This window comes from Rhodococcus sp. SG20037 (assembly GCF_031763325.1).
GTDB lineage: Bacteria > Actinomycetota > Actinomycetes > Mycobacteriales > Mycobacteriaceae > Rhodococcus_F > Rhodococcus_F qingshengii.
This window is the reverse complement of record NZ_CP134497.1, coordinates 4,707,690-4,725,684: the sequence shown is the minus strand read 5'-3', so window position 1 is coordinate 4,725,684 and position 17,995 is coordinate 4,707,690. Positions and strand designations below refer to the sequence as shown.

The following is a 17,995-nucleotide window of genomic DNA, read 5'->3' as shown; positions in this document are numbered from 1 at the left end:
TCGGGCTTCAGCGCCTGTGCTCGTAGCCGATCCAAGCCCGTCGACGCTCACCCATCGGGTCGTTCTCCACTCGGGACGTCTCGTCGAAGATCATTGTTTGCCGCTCCGGTACGGAGTAGGCGGGCCAATCCCGGTCCGGCACTCCGTGGCGGGCGAAATGGATCCAGTGGCGCTGCATGGTGGAGGTCACCGCAGTCAGTCCGCGGCGCCCACCGACCGCGGTCAAGGCCGCGGTGAGTGCATCCGAACGCCCGAAGACCGCAAGCAATTCGGTGGCGTGGGTAGCGCCCATGCCGACGAGTCTGAGCAGGCGAGGCGCAAAATCGTAGCGGTAACTGTAGGTAGGAGCTACCTGGCAATGACCCTGTGCGCAGAGTATCGCGGGCTCCCAGAACGTGATGTCGCCGCCGAGATCTGCGGCAGCAAACCGGTGCGGATACGTGGGATACGCCGCGAGCGCACGTGCTTTCACTTCAGGGGTGGTGTGGGAGAACATCTTCTCGATCCGAACCGGGTCGGTAGGCAAGATGTCGAGAACGCGCGGGAAGATTCTTCCCTCGTGGAGATTCGAACCGACGAGCAGCGGAACGGGGTGGGCGCGTCCGGCGGCGAACACGTCGAGCGGGTGTTCGGGAAGGACGTCGTCACCCACCACGGGGGCAAATGGCCGCGTTCCGGGTTCTTCGTCCGCGCCGCGGCGCGCAAGTTCTTCGCCGGCAGCGACCAGGTCCTTCACCGAAGCGGAGCGCAGCCACGATGCCGGATCGGCATCCGGAGCCTGTGCGATCTCGAGGAACTCGCGTGCCCAACGGTGCGCTCGCTCTTTTCCGTATGCCGAAGCAGCCGGCGGACTTTGAGCGATGGCCCGGGCGAACAGCCCTCGTGCCGCCGGCGTTGCCATCAGAGTGGTGACCGCGTTGGCGCCGGACGATTCACCGAAGACGGTGACGGCGTTCGGGTCGCCGCCGAAAGCGGCGATGTTGCGTTGGACCCACGTCATCGCGGCGATCTGATCGCGCAATCCGAGGTTCGTCTCGAATGATCTTTCCGCAGTGGAATATTCACTGAAATCGAGGTAGCCCAACGCGCCGAGACGATATTGGATCGAGACGTAGACGATGTCGCCACGTTCGACCAGGCTCGTTCCGCGGTACATGGGCGTCGACGGATTCCCGCCGTTGTACGCGCCGCCGTGAATGAAAACCATGACCGGTCGCAACGAATCCGACGGTACCTGCGGGGCCACGACATTGACGAAGAGTGAGTTCTCGTCGAAATTGCTCTTGCGCTGCGGAGACGGAGAGCCGAATGCTTCCGCCGGGCGGACACCATTCCAAGCCTCGACCGGCTGCGGTGCGCGAAATCTCCGAGGACCGGTCGGGGCCGCCGCGTAGGGGATTGCTCGCCAGGTGCGCAGTCCTCGATCGAGGCGCCCGCGTACGACCCCGGAATCGAGAGTGATCTCGAGGGGGCTCGTCACGGTAGGGAGATGTCGGTGCCGTGGCTACGGTAACCGCTGTATCCCGCCCAGGCCAAGCGTTGTTCACGTCTGGGATCGTTCTCGACGCGGACGATCTCGTCGAAGATCATGGTCCGACGCTCCTGCCCCTCGTAGCGCGGCCACGATCCGCGCGGCGAGCCGTGCTCGGCGAAGTGAAGCCAGTGTCCCTGAACAGATTCGGTGACTGCGCGCAGTCCGCGTCGACCGCCGGGAAGGGTGAGGCCGCGCCCGACAAGGGTGTCACCGATGCCGAAGACTGCAAACATCTCGAATCCGTGTGTGGCGTCGAGGCCGAGCCAGCGCATCATCGTCGGCGCGAAGTCGAATCGGTAGGCGTACGTCGGCGCCGATTGTGCGTGCGCTTGCATCAACTCCACGGACGGGTGCCAGAACGTGACGTCTCCGCCGACGTCGATCGCGGACTGCTCGTCCGGGTAGCCGGGATAGGTCGCGAGGATGCGCTTCCCGGCCTCGGGATCGGTGAGGGCAAACATGGTGTCGATGCGCGACGGGTTGGTCGGAAGTGCGTCGAGCACCTTCGGGAACAGCGTCCCCTCCCGTCTGTTGGTGCCGATGATCATCGGCACCTGGTGTGCCGATCCTTCTTTGAATGCGTCCAAGGGGGAGCGGGGGAGGAAGTCGCCGTCGACGACCGGTCCGAAGGGATGTAGTCCAGGTGTGTTCGCGAGTACCTCGGCGCCCAGTCTGCTTCCGGCTCTGCCCAATTCGACGGCTGTCGCCGAGGTCAGGGCCTTCGCGGGTGGTAGGCCGGAATTGAGGATCTCGACGAAACGCGCGCCCCAGGCATGCGATCGCTGCGTGCTCGAGACCAGATCCGGAGCCGAACTCTCGGCGATAGCGCCGGCGAAGAGTCCCTTGGCGGCCGGAGTCGCCATCAGGGTAGTGACGGCGGTGGCTCCGGCGGATTCACCGAAAATCGTGACTTTTTCAGGATCCCCACCGAAGGCGGCGATGTTGCGTTGCACCCACTGCAGGGCCGCGACCTGATCGCGCAGTCCGAGGTTGGAGTCGAATACGCGCTCGGATGTTGAGAACGGGGTGAAATCGAGGTAGCCCAGAGCGCCGAGCCGGTAGTTGATCGAGACGTAGACGACGTCGCCGCGTTCGACGAGGGACACGCCCGAGTACAAGCCGGTGGCCGAGGTCCCGATGGTGTTTGCCCCACCGTGGATGAAAACCATGACGGGACGCGGAGTATTGCCGGTGTTCGCGGGGGCGAGCACGTTGAGCGTCAGGCAGTCCTCGCTGCTCGGCTGGTACTTCCCGGGCGCGAGCAACAGCCCCTTCTTGTGTTGGACAGACGCGTCGCCGAACCTGATCGCGTCGCGTTCTCCGGTCCACGGCGTGACCGGCTGTGGTCGCGTCAGACGCAGTGTTCCGACCGGCGGCCGGGCGTAGGGAATTCCGCGCCAGGCACGAAGTTTTCCCACCCGGCGGCCGCGCAGGGTGCCGTCGGCCGTGGTCACAAGTATGTCGGACGCCATGTCGCGACTATACGTACTTCGGGAGCGCGTCAGCGGCGAGCCTCCAGCAATCGAAGCCAGACTTCACTGACCGTCGGATACGAGGGCACCGCATGCCAGAGAGTTTCCAGTGGTACGGCGCCGACGACCGCGATTGTCGCCGCATGCACCAGCTCGGATACTTCGGGCCCGGCGAAGGTAGCGCCGAGGATCACGTCGGTGGCCTTGTCGATCACCAACTTCGCGCGCCCCGAGTAGTCGTCGCGCAGCAGCGAAGATCCCGCGACTGCGAGTTCGATCTCCACGACTTCGACGTCGTAGCCGTCGTCGCGAGCTTTCTTCTCGGTGCGTCCCACCCAGGCGATTTCGGGTGAGGTGAACACCACCTGGGGGACCTGTCCATTGTCCGCCGACGCCGTGTACCGAGGTCCCCTGAGTCCGCGGCTCTCGGCCCGCGCGGCGATGACGTCTCCGCAGACTCTCGCCTGATACTTGCCCATGTGGGTGAGGGGAGAACGACCGTTGATGTCGCCGACGGCGTAGAGCCACTCACCTTGGGCACAGAGGTGATCGTCAGTGGTGACGTACTTGCCGTCCTCGAGGCCGATGACGGACAAGCCGAGATCGGCAGATGTCGGCCCGCGGCCCGCCGCGACGATGACCTCGTCGACTTCGATCACGCCGGACGATGTCTCGATGCTGACGGGTCCACCGTGGATGTGACCTTCGCCGGTGTCCTTGGCATCGGGGCGTGAGACCGAGTTGACGGCAGTGCTCAGTCGAACGTCCACACCGCGGGCACCGAGTGCTTCGGCCACCATCGTTCCGGCAAACGGTTCTGCTGATTTCAACAGAGCATCGCCCCTCACGAGCAACGTCACGTGAGCGCCGAACGACGACAACCACGTTGCGCACTCCGTTGCGACCACTCCGCCGCCGATGACCGCCACTCGCGACGGAACCTCGTGCAGGTTGGTGGCGTCGCGCGAGGTCCACGGGAGTGCCTCGCGCAATCCCGGTGTCTTCGGGACGGTGGCGGTCGTTCCCGTGGCGAGTACGACGGCACGGCGGGCACGGAGCTTACGGGTCCCGTCGACGGTCACTGCTCGCTCGCCGTCGATGACCCCGTGGCCTTTGATCACGGTGATGCCCGCGGAGGTTGCCCAGTCGACCTGGGACGAGTCGTCGTGGTTGTGGGTGAACGAGTCGCGCCGTTTCAGAACGGCATCGACGTCCAGCGGTCCGGCCGGGATCCCGGGCAAGGCGTCGGCCGCCTCGAGGACCTGCCCCGGGCGCAGTAGTGCCTTGCTGGGCATACAGGCCCAATACGAGCATTCACCGCCGACCAGTTCGTGTTCCACGATTGCGGCGGTGCGATTACTTCCGGCGATGGCGTATGCGGCGGCGTTCTCGCCGGCGGGTCCACCGCCGATCACGATGACATCGAATTCGTCGGTCATTGCTCCACGGTATGTCGGATCGGTCCGAGTTCGCTCGGTTACCGCCGGGTACGAGAACTCGATGATGGTTACAGTTGCACCCATGACGCGGCAGAAGATTTTGATCACCGGTGCCAGTTCGGGTCTGGGTGAGGAGATGGCCAGGAGATTCGCCGCGGCCGGTCGCGACCTCGCGTTGTGTGCCCGGCGGACGGATCGTCTCGACACGCTGCGTGGGGAGCTGGTGGCGCAGTACCCGTCGATCAGCGTCGCAGTGCGCGAACTCGATGTGACCGAACACGATTCCGTCGTCCGGGTTTTCGGTGAGCTGCGCGACGAGTTGGGTGGCCTGGACCGGGTGATCGTGAACGCCGGGCTCGGCAAGGGCGCCAAGATCGGAACCGGAAAAGCGCACGCGAATCTTGCAACAGCGCAGACGAATTTTGTCGGCGCGCTGTCGCAGTGTGAAGCTGCGCTCGAGATCTTCCGCGCGCAGGACTCCGGACACCTGGTTCTCGTGTCCTCGATAAGCGCGGATCGGGGGCTACCCGGGCCAAAAGCGGCCTATTCGGCGAGCAAGGCGGGAGTAGCGGCGCTGGGTGAGGCGCTCAGTATCGAGTTGGCGCGCACACCTATTCGGGTCACCACGCTGCTGCCGGGCTTCATCAAGACCGACATGTCCGCCGGCGCCGGCGACGACGCTGCGCTCATGGCCAGTCTGGACGAAGGCGTCAGTGCCATGGTCGACGCTATCGAGAAGGAAACCACCCGAGCGGCGCTACCCGGCCTCAAGTGGCAAGGGATAGATGCGGCCCTACGATTCCTGCCCAACTCCGTGACAGCGAGGTTTGTCTGATGAGCATCCACATCTCGAACGGTAAGCCCCGGGTAGTGATCGTCGGTGGCGGCTTCGGTGGACTGTATGCAGCGAGACGACTCAAGAAGGCTGACGTCGAGGTGGTTCTGATCGACCGAGGGACCAGCCACGTCTTCCAGCCCCTGCTCTACCAGTGCGCCACGGGTCTGCTCTCCGAAGGGCAGATCGCAAGTCCGCTGCGACATCTGCTCGAGGACAACAAGAACACGAACGTCGTTCTGGGCGAGGCCAAGTCGGTGGACGCCGACGCCGGGATACTGACTGCCAGTCGCTTCGACGGGTCGACCTTCGAATTGCCGTACGACTACCTGATCGTGGCGGCTGGAATGCGCCAGTCCTACCACGGCCAGGACGAGTTCATCAAATGGGCGCCCGGCATGAAAACCCTCGACGACGCTTTGGCGATCAGGCGCAGTCTCATTGCTGCGTTCGAGATGGCCGAATCGCTCCCGACTGCGGAAGAACGTCGACCGTGGCTGACATTCGCCGTGGCGGGCGGCGGACCCACCGGCGTCGAATTAGCCGGACAGATCCGCGAATTGGCGATGCACGCGCTCACCAACGAGTTCCGGTCCATCGACCCTGACGAGGCAAGGGTACTGCTCTTCCACGGCGACGATCGGGTGCTCCCTTCGTTCAGTCGCAAGCTCTCGGCCGCCGCCAAACGTACTCTCGACGGGATCGGCGTCGAGACTCACCTCGGCGTGCACGTCACCGACGTGTGCGAGACCAGCATCGAGACGACGGACAAGAAGACAAAAGAGAAGCGGCAGTACGAGACCCGCACGATTCTGTGGACCGCGGGCGTCGAAGCAGTGCCGTTCGCCGAGGCACTGGCCACGGCGCTGGGTGTGAAGCAGGTCGGCGGTGGCCGCATCGAGGTGGAAGCCGATCTGACCGTTCCCGGCCACCCGAACGTCTACGTGGTGGGCGACCTCATGTCGCGGGACAAACTTGCCGGGGTGGCCGAGGTCGCGATGCAGGGTGGTCGGCACGCCGGTGCCCGGATCGCGGCAACCGTGGAAAACGGAGTGCCCAGCCGAAAACCGTTCAAGTACCGCGATCTTGGAACCGCGGCCTACATTTCGCGACGCCACGCGTTGCTTCAGGCAGGGCCGGTCCAGTTGTCCGGGTTCATCGGATGGGTGTCCTGGGGAATCATCCACATCGCGTTTCTCGCGGGGTTCCGCAATCGCGCCAGCACGGTGCTGAACTGGGGCGCAACCTTGGCGTCGAAAACGCGTCGGGAACGGGCAATCACGTACGGCGACCCCGAAACCGCGCGGCAGCCGTACAACTGAGGGTTACTCGGTCTTGAACACGGGGTTTCCGGCGGCGTCGATCATCCACCACAGGCTGCCGACGCTCTGTCCGAGCATGTCGCCGGGAACCTTGTCGTCGAGGTACCGATAAACAGGCTTGCCGTTGACGGTGATCTGGAAAGATCCTTCAGGCCCGTCGACAGTGTCGATGACGGCGTCGATTCCTTCGACGATGGGTGAATCGGTCACCGAGGTGACCGCCGGCCAGTAACGCAGGCACGCTTCGTCGCACGACCCGGCTTGTGAGTTCTCCTCGTCCGGGTTGTAGACGTAGACGGTCATGCCTTCGCCGTCGACGGCGATCGTCCCGAGTGGGGAGTCGGCGGTCTTCAGCAGGGGTGCATCAGCGGCGGCGGGTGGCGACAGCGACGTCGCAATGGCAGTGACGTTGTCTGCGCTGTCCCCGGAATCGAGGGCGTCGGGCGAGCAACCGGTGAGGATCAGGGCGGTACTCGCAACCGTCGCGAACAACCACTGTCTGCGCATGACGTCTCCGTTCTGGGCGGGAGTGCTCGGGACAAGCAATCGGGGATACCCGTTGCGGACGAGCTGAAAACGCCGGGCGTCCGGATTCCTCGACAATAGCTCTGTTACAGAGCTATTGTGAGGTTGTGGATGGAAGCGGAGCAAATCTTGCGGATGACGTCCTGGAGACGCTCGGACAATTGCGCCGGGGCACGAGGAAGGCGTCGGGGCGGCCGTTTGCGGAACGACCGCTCGCCGGCGCCCAGATCGAACTCGTCAGGCTGCTACGACGCAACCCGGGTCTGTCGGTGGCCGAGGCTGCCGGGCGATTGGGTGTCGCGGCAAACACGGTGTCCACCTTGGTGCGGCAGCTCGTCGACGATGGAGTGATCGAACGCGTTGCCGACGAGGCCGACCGCCGCGTCGCGCGATTGGTGCTCGCGGACGAGGCGCGCGCCCGCGTCGAGGTGTGGCGTGATCGCCGGAGTGTGATTGTCGGTCAGGCATTGTCGACTCTGACCGCAGAGGACAGGGCAAGTATCGAGGCTGCTCTACCGGCCCTGTCTCGATTGGCGAGCGCTCTGGCAGCAGCCGGATCGGAAGGCGGGGGGCAGTGAGATGCTGACGCAGTGGTGGAGGAGCCGAGCAGTGCACATGCCTGACCCTGACGCACCCGCGGTCGAGATCGACTCGGTCACATACAAGTTCGGCGGTCATCGGGCGGTGGACAACCTGAGTCTGGTCGTCAACGCGGGGGAATGCTTCGGCCTGCTCGGTCCCAACGGTGCAGGAAAGACGACGACGATCAGATTGCTCAACACGTTACTTCCTCTGCAAGAGGGTGACATTCGAATTCTCGGTCGCTCCGTTCGCAGCGAAGCGATGACCATTCGGCGCTACCTCGGGTACGTGCCACAACAGCTCTCGATCGAAAGCGCATTGACCGCACGCGAGAACGTGACCTGGTTCGCGCGCCTGTACGACGTTCCGCGGTCCGAACGACGCGAGCGGGTCGACCAAGCGCTCGAGATGGTGGATCTGCTCGATTCAGGTGAGCGTCTCGCGTCGAGCTTCTCCGGCGGTATGGTGCGACGGCTCGAACTTGCGCAGGCACTGGTGAACCGACCGTCGCTGCTGGTACTCGACGAACCGACGGTGGGGTTGGATCCCATTGCCCGCGAATCCGTCTGGAAGCGAGTGGCGGAGATGCAGAAGCGATACGGCATGACCGTCCTGCTCACGACGCACTACATGGAAGAAGCCGAGGAGTTGTGTGATCGTGTTGCGTTGATGCATCACGGTGAACTTCGTGCAGTGGGCGAGCCGAGCGCGTTGGCCGCCGAACTGGGGCCGGAGGCCACTCTCGAAGACGTGTTCCGTCACTACACCGGCGACGACCTCACCGGCGGCAAGTCAGGAGGTCTCCGCGATGTCCGCACTGCCCGTCGCACAGCGCGCCGCTTGGGCTGATCCCACTACCAACAGTCTTGCTCGATTGCTCTCGAGAATTTACACATTCTGCCTCGTGGAAGTTCAGAAGTTGCGGCACGACCGATCTGAATTGGTCACGCGCGCAATCCAGCCGATCCTCTGGTTGGTGATCTTCGGTCAGACGTTCAGTCATATCCGAGCGATCCCGACTGGCGACGTACCGTATCTCGACTTTCTCGCGCCGGGCATCATTGCGCAGTCCGCGCTTTTTGTTGCGATCTTCTACGGAATCCAGATCATCTGGGAGCGTGACGCGGGAGTCCTCACCAAACTCATGGTGACGCCGACGCCACGAGCCGCACTGGTCACCGGAAAGGCATTTGCAGCCGGTATCCGTGCGGTCGCCCAGGCCGTGGTCGTAGTCGTTGTAGCGGCGCTGCTGGGCGTGAGCATGACGTGGAACCCGATCAAGCTGCTCGGCGTCGTGGCTGTCGTTGTCCTCGGCTCGGCGTTCTTCGCCTGTCTGTCGGTTGCGATCGCGGGGATCGTGCTCAAACGAGATCGATTGATGGGCATCGGCCAGGCGATCACCATGCCGTTGTTCTTCGCGTCCAACGCTCTGTACCCGGTCGAACTCATGCCGACGTGGGTTCAGTGGCTCAGTCGCATCAATCCGCTGAGTTACGAGGTGTCAGCGCTGCGCGGTCTGCTGATCGGAATGCCGACCGACTACCTCGTCGACTTCGGCGTGCTGATCGGGGCCGCGCTGCTCGGAATCATCACAGCTTCGGCACTATTGGGCCGCTTGACTCGCTGATCTGACTCGCTGAACTCCGCTCCGGACTAGTCGCGAGTGAACGGTGGGGTGTAGGTGCTGCAATCCGGAGGGACGGCCGGGAGTCCTTCGGACGAGCGAAGTTTCTCCGCAATCGATGAGAGCAAGTCCTGCGATTCAGGGGAGAGATCGACCGCTTTTATGGCCAGAGAACGTAATTCGCTGTCGTGGAACTCCTCGACAACCGAACGGTCTTCTTCCGGAATCAGTTCGGGATCTTGGCGAGGTGTCGGGCCGAAGAAGTACTCTGCTGCCACGCCGAAGTAATCGGCCAATGCCAAAACGACTTGCTCCGATGGATTCGTGCGCACACCGCTCCGGAGTTGCGAGAGGTACGGTGTCGAAATCTTGCATCCACGTTGCGAAAGGGCTTCCACAACTTGTGCGTTGGTGAGTCTCGGTGCTGTGGCCGGGTACAAGGCGTTCAAACGGTCCTTGAATGAATCGGTCACAATTCCTCCCTCGAGCGTGACCCAGCGTCACAGCTACTTCGCAGTTTTCACATAGTAGACGACACGGTTATTCTGGACTCTGGTCGAAAGTCCTTTCACCTGCGGATATTTGGCGCAGAAAAATTCCAAAGACTTTGTAAAGTATGTGATTTTCGCCGCGTACTGACCGTTCGTTTTGCCAAGGTGTACGGCGGTAGCGTATAAGCCGAACGGTGGTGGTTACGCCATTGTGCTGCAGGTTCTTTCAGCCGGTCCTATCCATTTTGTGTCGATGCATTCCTGCTCGGTCTGTAACGTGCGAAGCGCTACCGCCGGGCACCGGGCGTCGTCGTGCCGGCGGTTGGCGCGCCGCGTGTTCGGGACTTCTTCTCGGTGCTCTGCTCGACGCTCGCGCGCAGTGGTGGGCCCGTATTTTGCTGCACTCGAGAGTGAGCGCTCAGGTGTGTCCACCTGCGAAAGTGACGCGCATCGAAAGCGGCCGATTGGTATGTCATCGACGTTGGAACACAGTGCTTCTCGTCGGTCCCCATTTTTCATGCGGTGACATAAGGTTCATGCGGTGACATCAGCGCCGCCCGGGCGTGTTGCTGCGGCGGACCGGGCTCGAAGCGCAGCCGGCCGGCCGGACATGTCGAGCGTTGACTCTGCGTCTTTCGGATCGGAATTGCCCGCTGCGCCAGTAGTAGTCGACGTCGTCGCAGTCAGGTGCATGTCAGAACCATGTGGAGGATTCCACGTCTTGCACACGGAGGGCGACAGTCCGGGCGGCAATTCTGTCGCACAGATCTACCATCCAGTCCCCGCCGTGCGCTGCTCAACCTGCGGCATGTGTGCCTCGGCCTCGGAAGCGCTTTATGGCACGGGGGTTGCTGACCGGCGCATACTGGTTACAACACAGTGTGTTCGAAGGGCAGGACTGACATGGTCAGTGTCGAGAAGTGGGCGATGTGGGATTCCGCCGTGGAGGTGGACGTCACCGAGGGCGCTGCGCTGCCTACTGCGCACGCGTTGATCGCAGCTGCCATCGACGAAACCGAAGCGGTCTGCGACCTTCGCCGGGGAGACGCCGAGATTCACGCCGTCAACCTCGCTCAGGGAACTCCGGTCAAAGTGACACGACGTATGTCGGCTCTGCTGCGGTCGGCGCTGTGGGCTGCCCGTATGACCGGCGGTGCAGTCAATCCGCTTGCCGACAACTACTCCGAGGACGAATCCATCCCTCCGGTGCACCCGACCCCGACGTTCGAGGACGTACAGCTCGACGGAGACGTGGTGTACGCGCCCTGGGGTGCGTCGTTCGACATCACCGGAGTTGCCAAGGCCGACACCGTCGATCGCGCCGCGCAGATCGTCGCCGCCGAATTACAATGCGGCGTTGCTGTGCGGATCGGCGACGTGATCGCCACGGCCGGCCATGCACCGGCTGGTGGCTGGCAGATTCCGGTGCCGGACAGCGAAGAAGTCGAACTGATCAACGGAACCGCGATGGCGACGGCGCGGGCGCTGGAGCTGCCCTCCTGGGAGCCGAACCAGGAGCGGCCCTCCACGGAATGGGCACAGGTCTCGGTGATTGCTGACGACGCGGTGTGGGCGTACGCCGCGAGCGAGGCTGCGTTGATCCGGGGGATAAGCGCCATCAAATGGGTTGAACAGCAAGAGCTTCGCGCTCGGCTCGTCGACCGATCCGGACGCGTGTACACAACGGAAAGTTGGTTCGGCCCGGCGGCCGCGTGAGTCAGGCCCGTCCGCGCTCTCTGCGGTACCACTGCACCAGAGCATCTGTGGATGTGTCGCCGAGGTCGCCGGGTGCTGCTTCGGAAGAGAGCGCAGGCCCCAGTTCCATGGCTTGTGTCTTGCCGAGTTCGACGCCCCACTGATCGAACGGATTGACACCCCAGACAGCACCTTCGACAAATACCTGGTGCTCGTAAAGTGCGATCAGCTGACCGACGACCGAGGGGGTCAGCTCCTTCGCCAAGATAGTGCTCGACGGTCGGTTGCCTGGCATCACCTTGTGTGGCACCAGCTCCGGAGCAGTGCCCTCTGACGCGATTTCTTCGGCAGTCTTCCCGAACGCGAGAACCTTTGTCTGAGCGAAGAAGTTACTCATGAGCAGATCGTGCATTGATCCCGTGCCGTCCGCAGTAGGCAGATCGTCGGTGGATTCCGCGAACCCGATGAAATCGGCAGGCACCAGCCAGGTGCCCTGATGCAGGAGTTGGTAGAAGGCGTGTTGGCCGTTGGTTCCGGGCTCGCCCCAGAAGATCTCACCGGTGGACGTGGTCACCGGTGAGCCGTCGGCGCGAACCGATTTGCCGTTGGATTCCATGGTCAGCTGCTGCAGGTAGGCGGGAAAGCGCAGCAAGTCGTTGGAGTAGGGCAGCACTGCGCGGGACTGTGCGCCGAAGAAGTTGGAATACCAGAGCCCGATGAGGCCGAGGAGGACCGGCGCGTTCTGCTCGAGCGGTTGGTTTCGGAAGTGCGTGTCGATCTGGTGGAAACCGTCGAGGAACTCCGCAAAGCGAACGGGTCCGACGGCACACATGACCGACAAGCCGATCGCCGAGTCGACGGAGTAGCGCCCGCCGACCCAATCCCAGAACCCGAACATGTTCGCGGTGTCGATGCCGAACTCCGCCACACGGTCACCGTGGGTGGAGACTGCGACGAAATGCTTGGCTACGGCCGAGACGTCTTCGCTGCCCAGACCGGCGAACAGCCAACGCTTTGCCGCTGTCGCGTTGGTGAGGGTCTCGAGGGTGGAGAACGTCTTGGATGCGACGATGAAGAGCGTCGTCTCCGGATCGAGGTCGTCGAGCTGCCCGACCAGGTCGACAGGGTCGATGTTGGAGACGAACCGGACGCTGATTCCGGCGTCGGCGTAATGCCGTAGTGCGCGGTAGACCATCACCGGCCCGAGGTCGGAACCGCCGATGCCGATGTTGACGATGGTGCGGATGCGCTTGCCGGTAGCTCCGGTCCACTCGCCGCTGCGCACACGATCGGCAAAAGCGCCCATCGCGTCCAGAACTTCGTGAACGTCCGCGACGACGTCTTGACCGTCGACGGTCAGAGCAGAATCCTTGGGCAGACGCAGCGCTGTGTGCAGTACGGCGCGGTCTTCGGAAGTGTTGATGTGATCGCCCGCGAACATCGCGTCGCGTCGTGCCTCGACGCCGGCCTCGCGGGCCAGGTCGACGAGCAGCGCGAGAGTCTCGCGGCTGACGCGATGCTTGCTGTAGTCGATGTGAAGATCACCGGCGTCGATCGTCAGCTCTCGCCCGCGGGCTGGATCGTCCTGGAAGAGTTCTCGCAGGTGAACGCCTTCGATGTCGGCGTAATGAGCGCGCAGTTTCTGCCAGGCTGAGGTTCCGGTGATGTCAGTGCTCACGATCATCGACTTTAGTGGCACAAGCTGGAAACTTCCGCGTGAGTCTCGCTCGCGGGCAGACGGACGCGGCTCCGACGAGCATCATGGAACCCATGGACACATTCGAATTCATTCGATCAGTTCCCACCCAGTTGTTCGTCGGCGGTCGGTTCGTGCCCGCGGAGAACAACGCGACCTTCCCGGTGGCGGATCCGGCGACCGGGAAATCGTTGACCGATGTCGCCGATGCGAGCCCCGCGGACGCGCTGCGCGCTCTCGACGAAGCCGTGGCCGTCTCGTCGAAGTGGGCGAGCACACCTGCGCGCGAGCGTGGTGAAATCCTGCGAGCCGTCTTCGAGAAGATCACCGAGCGAGCGGAGGACGTGGCGCTGCTGATGACCCTCGAAATGGGCAAGGCACTCGCCGAAAGTCGCGCCGAGGTGAAGTACGGGGCTGAGTTCTTCCGGTGGTTCAGCGAGGAGGCCGTTCGCATCGGCGGGCGCTACACGCCGGCCCCGGCGGGCAACGGCCGGATCCTTGTCACCAAAGCGCCGGTCGGACCGTGTCTGGCCATCACTCCCTGGAATTTCCCGTTGGCGATGGGTACCCGCAAGATCGGCCCGGCGTTGGCCGCCGGCTGCACGATCATCGTCAAGCCCGCCTCGGAGACCCCGTTGACGATGTTGTTGCTTGCTCAGCTCATGGCCGAAGCAGGGTTGCCCGACGGAGTCCTCTCGGTGTTGCCGACATCGAAATCCGGTGAAGTGACCGGCCCTCTCATCGACGACCCTCGACTGCGCAAGCTCACCTTCACCGGGTCCACCGGCGTCGGCAAGATGCTGGTGGAGAAGTCCGCGAAGCGATTGCTCCGCACGTCGATGGAATTGGGTGGCAACGCACCCTTCGTGGTGTTCGACGACGCGGACGTCGACAAGGCAGTCGAGGGCGCGGTACTGGCGAAGCTTCGCAACGGTGGCGAAGCATGCACCGCCGCCAACCGGTTCCACGTCGCCAACGCCGTGCGTGAAGAGTTCACGACCAAGCTGACCGAGAAGATGGCGACTTTCACGATGGGACCCGGTACCGACCCGGAGACGAAGCTCGGCCCGCTGATCAACCAGAACCAACTCGACACGGTCGCGGAGTTGGTTGCAGATGCGGTGGATGCCGGGGCGAAGGTGCGACTGGGCGGCGAAGCGCCGGGTGGTGAAGGGTACTTCTATCCAGCCACGGTGTTGGCAGACGTTCCGGCCAGCGCGCGGATTCTGAAAGAAGAGGTGTTCGGACCCGTCGCCGCGATCACCGGCTTCGACACCGAAGCCGAGGGAATCGCAGCCGCCAACGACACCGAGTTCGGACTGGCCGCGTACATCTTCACGAGGGATCTCGACCGTGCGCTTCGGGTTTCCGACGCACTGGAATCAGGAATGATCGGCGTCAACCGCGGAGTGATCTCGGACGCGGCAGCGCCGTTCGGTGGCGTGAAGGAATCCGGATTCGGCCGCGAGGGCGGGACCGAGGGGATCGAGGAATACCTGAACACGAAGTACATCGCGCTCGAGAGCTGATACACACGCGAACGGCCACATCGGGACTGCCAGAGGCATCCGATGTGGCCGTTCGCAAGTGATCTGGGTGTGCGCTAGTGGCCCAGGCGTCCGCGGCCCAGGCGTAGGAGCAGCATCGCGAGAGTGTGGCCTTCCTGGCCCAGCTCGTTGAATCGTTCTAGGACCTTCATCTCGCGGCTGTGCACCAGACGCGGACCACCCGATGCCATCCGGGTACGGCCGATGATCTGGGAGACCTCGGAGCGGCGTTTGATGGCCGCGAGGATCTCGGCGTCGAGACGGTCGATTTCTTTCCGTAGTTCGTCGATCTCCGCCTCACTCTGGGGGATCTCGACGTCTGTCGGAGCAGTTTTTACAGTATCGACAGTATTTCCATGGGGGGCTGCAGCCTGGGTGCTCATTGCTATTCGTCTCCTCTTCCTACTGCGTGGATCGTGGTCTCGGCTCGGGTCGTTACCGATCCAGGCACACTGACGAAAATGCCCCGGATCCGATTCGGACCAGGGGCGGGTGAGCTGTTCAGATCACGTGCACCGAGGTCCGGGGCACGTAAAGTAACGCCACAGCGGGCCGACGGGGTCGGCCGTGTTGTCGCGAACGGAAATGCTGAACATAGCGTCCAGTTTGCCATGCTCGACACAGGTAATCCAAGTGCCTCTACCAGCAGGTGGACGCACTGACGACCGTGTCGGTGGACGCCGGTAGCGTGGACAGGCGATGAACACGTACCCAGCACTCGGTGAGCACGACGGACATTCCCAGCACGACGGGGGCGGCGCGCGGGGACACGACGCGGGTTCGGACGCCCTCCTCGAGGGTCTCAACCCGCAACAGCGCGAGGCCGTGGTCCATGCCGGTTCGCCGTTGCTGATAGTCGCGGGCGCCGGCTCGGGCAAGACTGCAGTGCTGACGCGTCGTATCGCCTATCTGCTGGCCGAACGGGGTGTCACCCCCGGTCAGATCCTGGCCATCACGTTCACCAACAAGGCTGCGGCCGAGATGCGCGAGCGTGTGGCAGCTCTTGTCGGACCGCGTGCCAACGCCATGTGGGTCTCGACGTTCCACTCCAGTTGCGTGCGGATTCTGCGAGCACAGGCGGCGCTCCTACCCGGTTTGAACTCGAATTTCTCGATCTACGATTCCGACGATTCGCGTCGACTGCTGACGATGATCTCGAAGGACCTCGAGCTCGACACCAAACGATTCTCCGCGCGGCTTCTCGCTACGCATATCTCCAATCTGAAGAACGAACTCGTCGGACCGGAAGAGGCGGTTGTCGCAGCCGATCAGGATCTGGCCGAACTTCCGCGACTGATCGCCAAGGTCTACGGCCACTACCAACAGCGGCTGCGTGCGGCGAACGCACTCGACTTCGACGATCTCATCGGTGAGACCGTCGCGCTTCTTCAGGCGTTTCCACAGATCGCCGAGTACTACCGCCGCCGCTTCCGTCACGTGCTCGTCGACGAGTACCAGGACACCAACCACGCGCAGTACATGCTTGTGCGTGAACTGGTCGGTGGAGCCGGCGAGTCCGACCACGCCGTTGCCCCGGCCGAACTGTGCGTCGTCGGTGACGCCGATCAGTCGATCTATGCGTTCCGCGGAGCCACTATCCGCAACATCGAAGAGTTCGAACGCGACTACCCGGATGCTCGGACCATCCTTCTCGAACAGAACTACCGTTCGACGCAGAACATTCTGTCTGCGGCCAACTCCGTGATTTCCAAGAACACCGGCCGACGAGAAAAGCGTCTGTGGACCGATTCGGGTGAAGGCGAACTGATCGTCGGCTACGTTGCAGACAACGAGCACGACGAAGCATCGTTTGTCGCCTCGGAGATCGATCGGCTGGTGGACCAGGGCGAGACCAAGTTCGCCGACATCGCGGTGTTCTACCGGACCAACAACTCCTCGCGCGCGCTCGAGGAGATCTTCATTCGACTCGGAGTGCCGTACAAGGTGGTCGGCGGCGTTCGCTTCTACGAGCGCAAGGAAGTTCGGGACATCGTCGCGTATCTGCGCGTCCTCGCCAACGAGGACGACACCGTGAGCCTGCGACGCATTCTCAACACGCCCCGACGCGGTATCGGTGATCGAGCCGAAGCCTGCGTCGCCGTGCACTCCGAGCATCGCAACATCAGCTTCGCCGCCGCTCTCCGTGACGGCGCGGAAGGCAAAGTGGCGCTGCTCAATACGCGGTCACAGAAGGCCATCGCGTCGTTCCTCGAGATGATGGACGGGCTGCGGGCCCTGCTACCGACAGCGGCCGCCGACGAGGACGAACCGTTCGAGCTCGGTGACATCGGTGAGGTTGCCGAGGCGGTGCTCGAGCGCACCGGCTACCGCGCCGAGCTTGCGGCGAGCAGCGATCCGCAGGATGGCGCGCGACTCGACAACTTGAACGAACTCGTCAGCGTGGCAAGGGAATTCAGTTCCGACGCGCGAAACGCGGCCGGGCTGATCGATCCGGACGACGAGGAAACCGCAGCAATGCGTGAAGGTGAACCCGATCCGGGTTCGCTTGCCGCCTTCCTCGAACGGGTATCGCTTGTCGCCGACGCCGATCAACTGCCGGACTCCGACGACGGCGTCGTGACCATGATGACGCTTCACACCGCCAAGGGCCTCGAGTTCCCGGTCGTCTTCGTCACCGGTTGGGAGGACGGGCAGTTCCCGCACATGCGCGCCCTCGGCGATCCGGCGGAGCTGTCCGAAGAGCGTCGACTTGCTTACGTCGGCATCACCCGTGCCAGGCAGCGCCTGTACCTGACGCGCGCGATCATGCGTTCGGCGTGGGGGCAACCGATCCAGAACCCGGCGTCGCGGTTCATCCAGGAGATCCCGGAGGACCTGATCAACTGGCGCCGTGAGGATCCGGGCACCGGTGGCGGATTCGGAAGCGGCAGGCCGGGTTACGGCAGCGGAAGCCGCTACGGCAGCCAGGGCGGCCAGGGATACGGCGGCGGGCAGAACTACGGGGGAGGGTCCGGCAAGGCCGCGTCGACTCCCAGTTTCGGTGCCGCGCGTGGCCGCAACAACGTTCTGGTCCTCGCCACGGGTGACCGCGTCAGTCACGACAAGTATGGTCTGGGCACCGTGTTGGAAACCAAGGGCACTGGCCCCACCGCGACGGTCACCATCGACTTCGGTAGCGCGGGCAAGGTGCGGTTGATGCTCATCGGCGGTGTGCCGATGGTCAAGCTGTAGAAGACAGGCAAAAACTTCCGGCCCGTACCTGGAAAGGTGCG

16 protein-coding genes are annotated in these 17,995 nt (G+C 63.5%); 8 read left to right on the top strand and 8 right to left on the bottom strand.

All coding sequences use genetic code 11. From position 1 onward, the window contains the following. Window positions 1–7: 7 nt before the first annotated feature. From RHP72_RS21535 to RHP72_RS21525, 3 genes are read right to left on the bottom strand one after another with little or no spacing between them, the layout of a single operon-like run. Window positions 8–1,480 carry a carboxylesterase/lipase family protein gene (locus RHP72_RS21535; protein ID WP_075834059.1) on the bottom strand — a complete coding sequence of 491 codons (1,473 nt, stop codon included), beginning with the start codon at window positions 1,478–1,480 and terminating at the stop codon, window positions 8–10. Beyond that, entirely contained in the window at window positions 1,477–3,006 is a 1,530-nt protein-coding gene (locus RHP72_RS21530) for a carboxylesterase/lipase family protein (RefSeq protein WP_050655575.1), read from the bottom strand. The genes RHP72_RS21535 and RHP72_RS21530 overlap by 4 nt, the downstream gene beginning before the upstream one ends. A 29-nt stretch (window positions 3,007–3,035) precedes the next feature. Then, complete coding sequence (locus RHP72_RS21525) at window positions 3,036–4,445, bottom strand: NAD(P)/FAD-dependent oxidoreductase (protein WP_030534884.1); 1,410 nt, start codon at window positions 4,443–4,445, stop codon at window positions 3,036–3,038. 82 nt (window positions 4,446–4,527) lie between these two features. On the opposite strand from RHP72_RS21525, the gene RHP72_RS21520 reads away from it, so the two are divergent. After that, window positions 4,528–5,280 carry an SDR family oxidoreductase gene (locus RHP72_RS21520; RefSeq protein ID WP_007727631.1) on the top strand — a complete coding sequence of 251 codons (753 nt, stop codon included), beginning with the start codon at window positions 4,528–4,530 and terminating at the stop codon, window positions 5,278–5,280. Then, window positions 5,280–6,602 carry an NAD(P)/FAD-dependent oxidoreductase gene (locus RHP72_RS21515; RefSeq protein WP_003946361.1) on the top strand — a complete coding sequence of 441 codons (1,323 nt, stop codon included), beginning with the start codon at window positions 5,280–5,282 and terminating at the stop codon, window positions 6,600–6,602. The genes RHP72_RS21520 and RHP72_RS21515 overlap by 1 nt, the downstream gene beginning before the upstream one ends. A 3-nt stretch (window positions 6,603–6,605) precedes the next feature. On the opposite strand, the gene RHP72_RS21510 is transcribed toward RHP72_RS21515, so the two are convergent. Beyond that, window positions 6,606–7,109: a hypothetical protein gene (locus tag RHP72_RS21510; RefSeq protein WP_003946334.1), complete on the bottom strand. Its 504-nt coding sequence runs from the start codon at window positions 7,107–7,109 to the stop codon at window positions 6,606–6,608. A 125-nt stretch (window positions 7,110–7,234) separates the two neighbouring features. On the opposite strand from RHP72_RS21510, the gene RHP72_RS21505 reads away from it, so the two are divergent. From RHP72_RS21505 to RHP72_RS21495, 3 genes are read left to right on the top strand one after another with little or no spacing between them, the layout of a single operon-like run. Next, window positions 7,235–7,705: a MarR family winged helix-turn-helix transcriptional regulator gene (locus RHP72_RS21505; protein WP_058037873.1), complete on the top strand. Its 471-nt coding sequence runs from the start codon at window positions 7,235–7,237 to the stop codon at window positions 7,703–7,705. Window positions 7,706–7,742: 37 nt separating this feature from the next. After that, complete coding sequence (locus RHP72_RS21500; protein ID WP_397517593.1) at window positions 7,743–8,558, top strand: ABC transporter ATP-binding protein; 816 nt, start codon at window positions 7,743–7,745, stop codon at window positions 8,556–8,558. Further along, window positions 8,518–9,336 (top strand): ABC transporter permease, encoded by an 819-nt coding sequence (locus tag RHP72_RS21495; protein ID WP_311093791.1) that lies wholly within the window; start codon window positions 8,518–8,520, stop codon window positions 9,334–9,336. The genes RHP72_RS21500 and RHP72_RS21495 overlap by 41 nt, the downstream gene beginning before the upstream one ends. A 26-nt stretch (window positions 9,337–9,362) precedes the next feature. Here RHP72_RS21495 and RHP72_RS21490 read toward each other — a convergent pair whose 3' ends face one another. Both RHP72_RS21490 and RHP72_RS21485 read right to left on the bottom strand, forming a co-directional pair. Then, window positions 9,363–9,806: a helix-turn-helix domain-containing protein gene (locus RHP72_RS21490; protein WP_003946341.1), complete on the bottom strand. Its 444-nt coding sequence runs from the start codon at window positions 9,804–9,806 to the stop codon at window positions 9,363–9,365. A gap of 552 nt (window positions 9,807–10,358) precedes the next feature. Continuing rightward, a complete protein-coding gene (locus tag RHP72_RS21485; RefSeq protein ID WP_155277906.1) occupies window positions 10,359–10,517 on the bottom strand; it encodes a hypothetical protein in 159 nt (52 codons plus the stop codon). Window positions 10,518–10,727: 210 nt separating this feature from the next. Here RHP72_RS21485 and RHP72_RS21480 point away from each other — a divergent pair, with 210 nt between their 5' ends. Beyond that, window positions 10,728–11,540: an FAD:protein FMN transferase gene (locus RHP72_RS21480; protein ID WP_007727618.1), complete on the top strand. Its 813-nt coding sequence runs from the start codon at window positions 10,728–10,730 to the stop codon at window positions 11,538–11,540. Between the two features lies 1 nt (window position 11,541). On the opposite strand, the gene pgi is transcribed toward RHP72_RS21480, so the two are convergent. Then, on the bottom strand, window positions 11,542–13,197 hold the full coding sequence (pgi, locus tag RHP72_RS21475) for a glucose-6-phosphate isomerase (RefSeq protein ID WP_007727615.1): 1,656 nt from the start codon (window positions 13,195–13,197) through the stop codon (window positions 11,542–11,544). Between the two features lie 92 nt (window positions 13,198–13,289). Here pgi and RHP72_RS21470 point away from each other — a divergent pair, with 92 nt between their 5' ends. Next, window positions 13,290–14,744 carry an NAD-dependent succinate-semialdehyde dehydrogenase gene (locus RHP72_RS21470; RefSeq protein ID WP_007727613.1) on the top strand — a complete coding sequence of 485 codons (1,455 nt, stop codon included), beginning with the start codon at window positions 13,290–13,292 and terminating at the stop codon, window positions 14,742–14,744. Between the two features lie 74 nt (window positions 14,745–14,818). On the opposite strand, the gene RHP72_RS21465 is transcribed toward RHP72_RS21470, so the two are convergent. After that, on the bottom strand, window positions 14,819–15,145 hold the full coding sequence (locus RHP72_RS21465) for a chorismate mutase (RefSeq protein ID WP_003946362.1): 327 nt from the start codon (window positions 15,143–15,145) through the stop codon (window positions 14,819–14,821). 316 nt (window positions 15,146–15,461) lie between these two features. Between RHP72_RS21465 and pcrA the strand changes: the two genes are divergently transcribed. Further along, window positions 15,462–17,954, top strand: coding sequence for a DNA helicase PcrA (gene pcrA / locus RHP72_RS21460; RefSeq protein WP_311093790.1), 2,493 nt, complete (start codon window positions 15,462–15,464; stop codon window positions 17,952–17,954). Window positions 17,955–17,995: the final 41 nt, after the last annotated feature.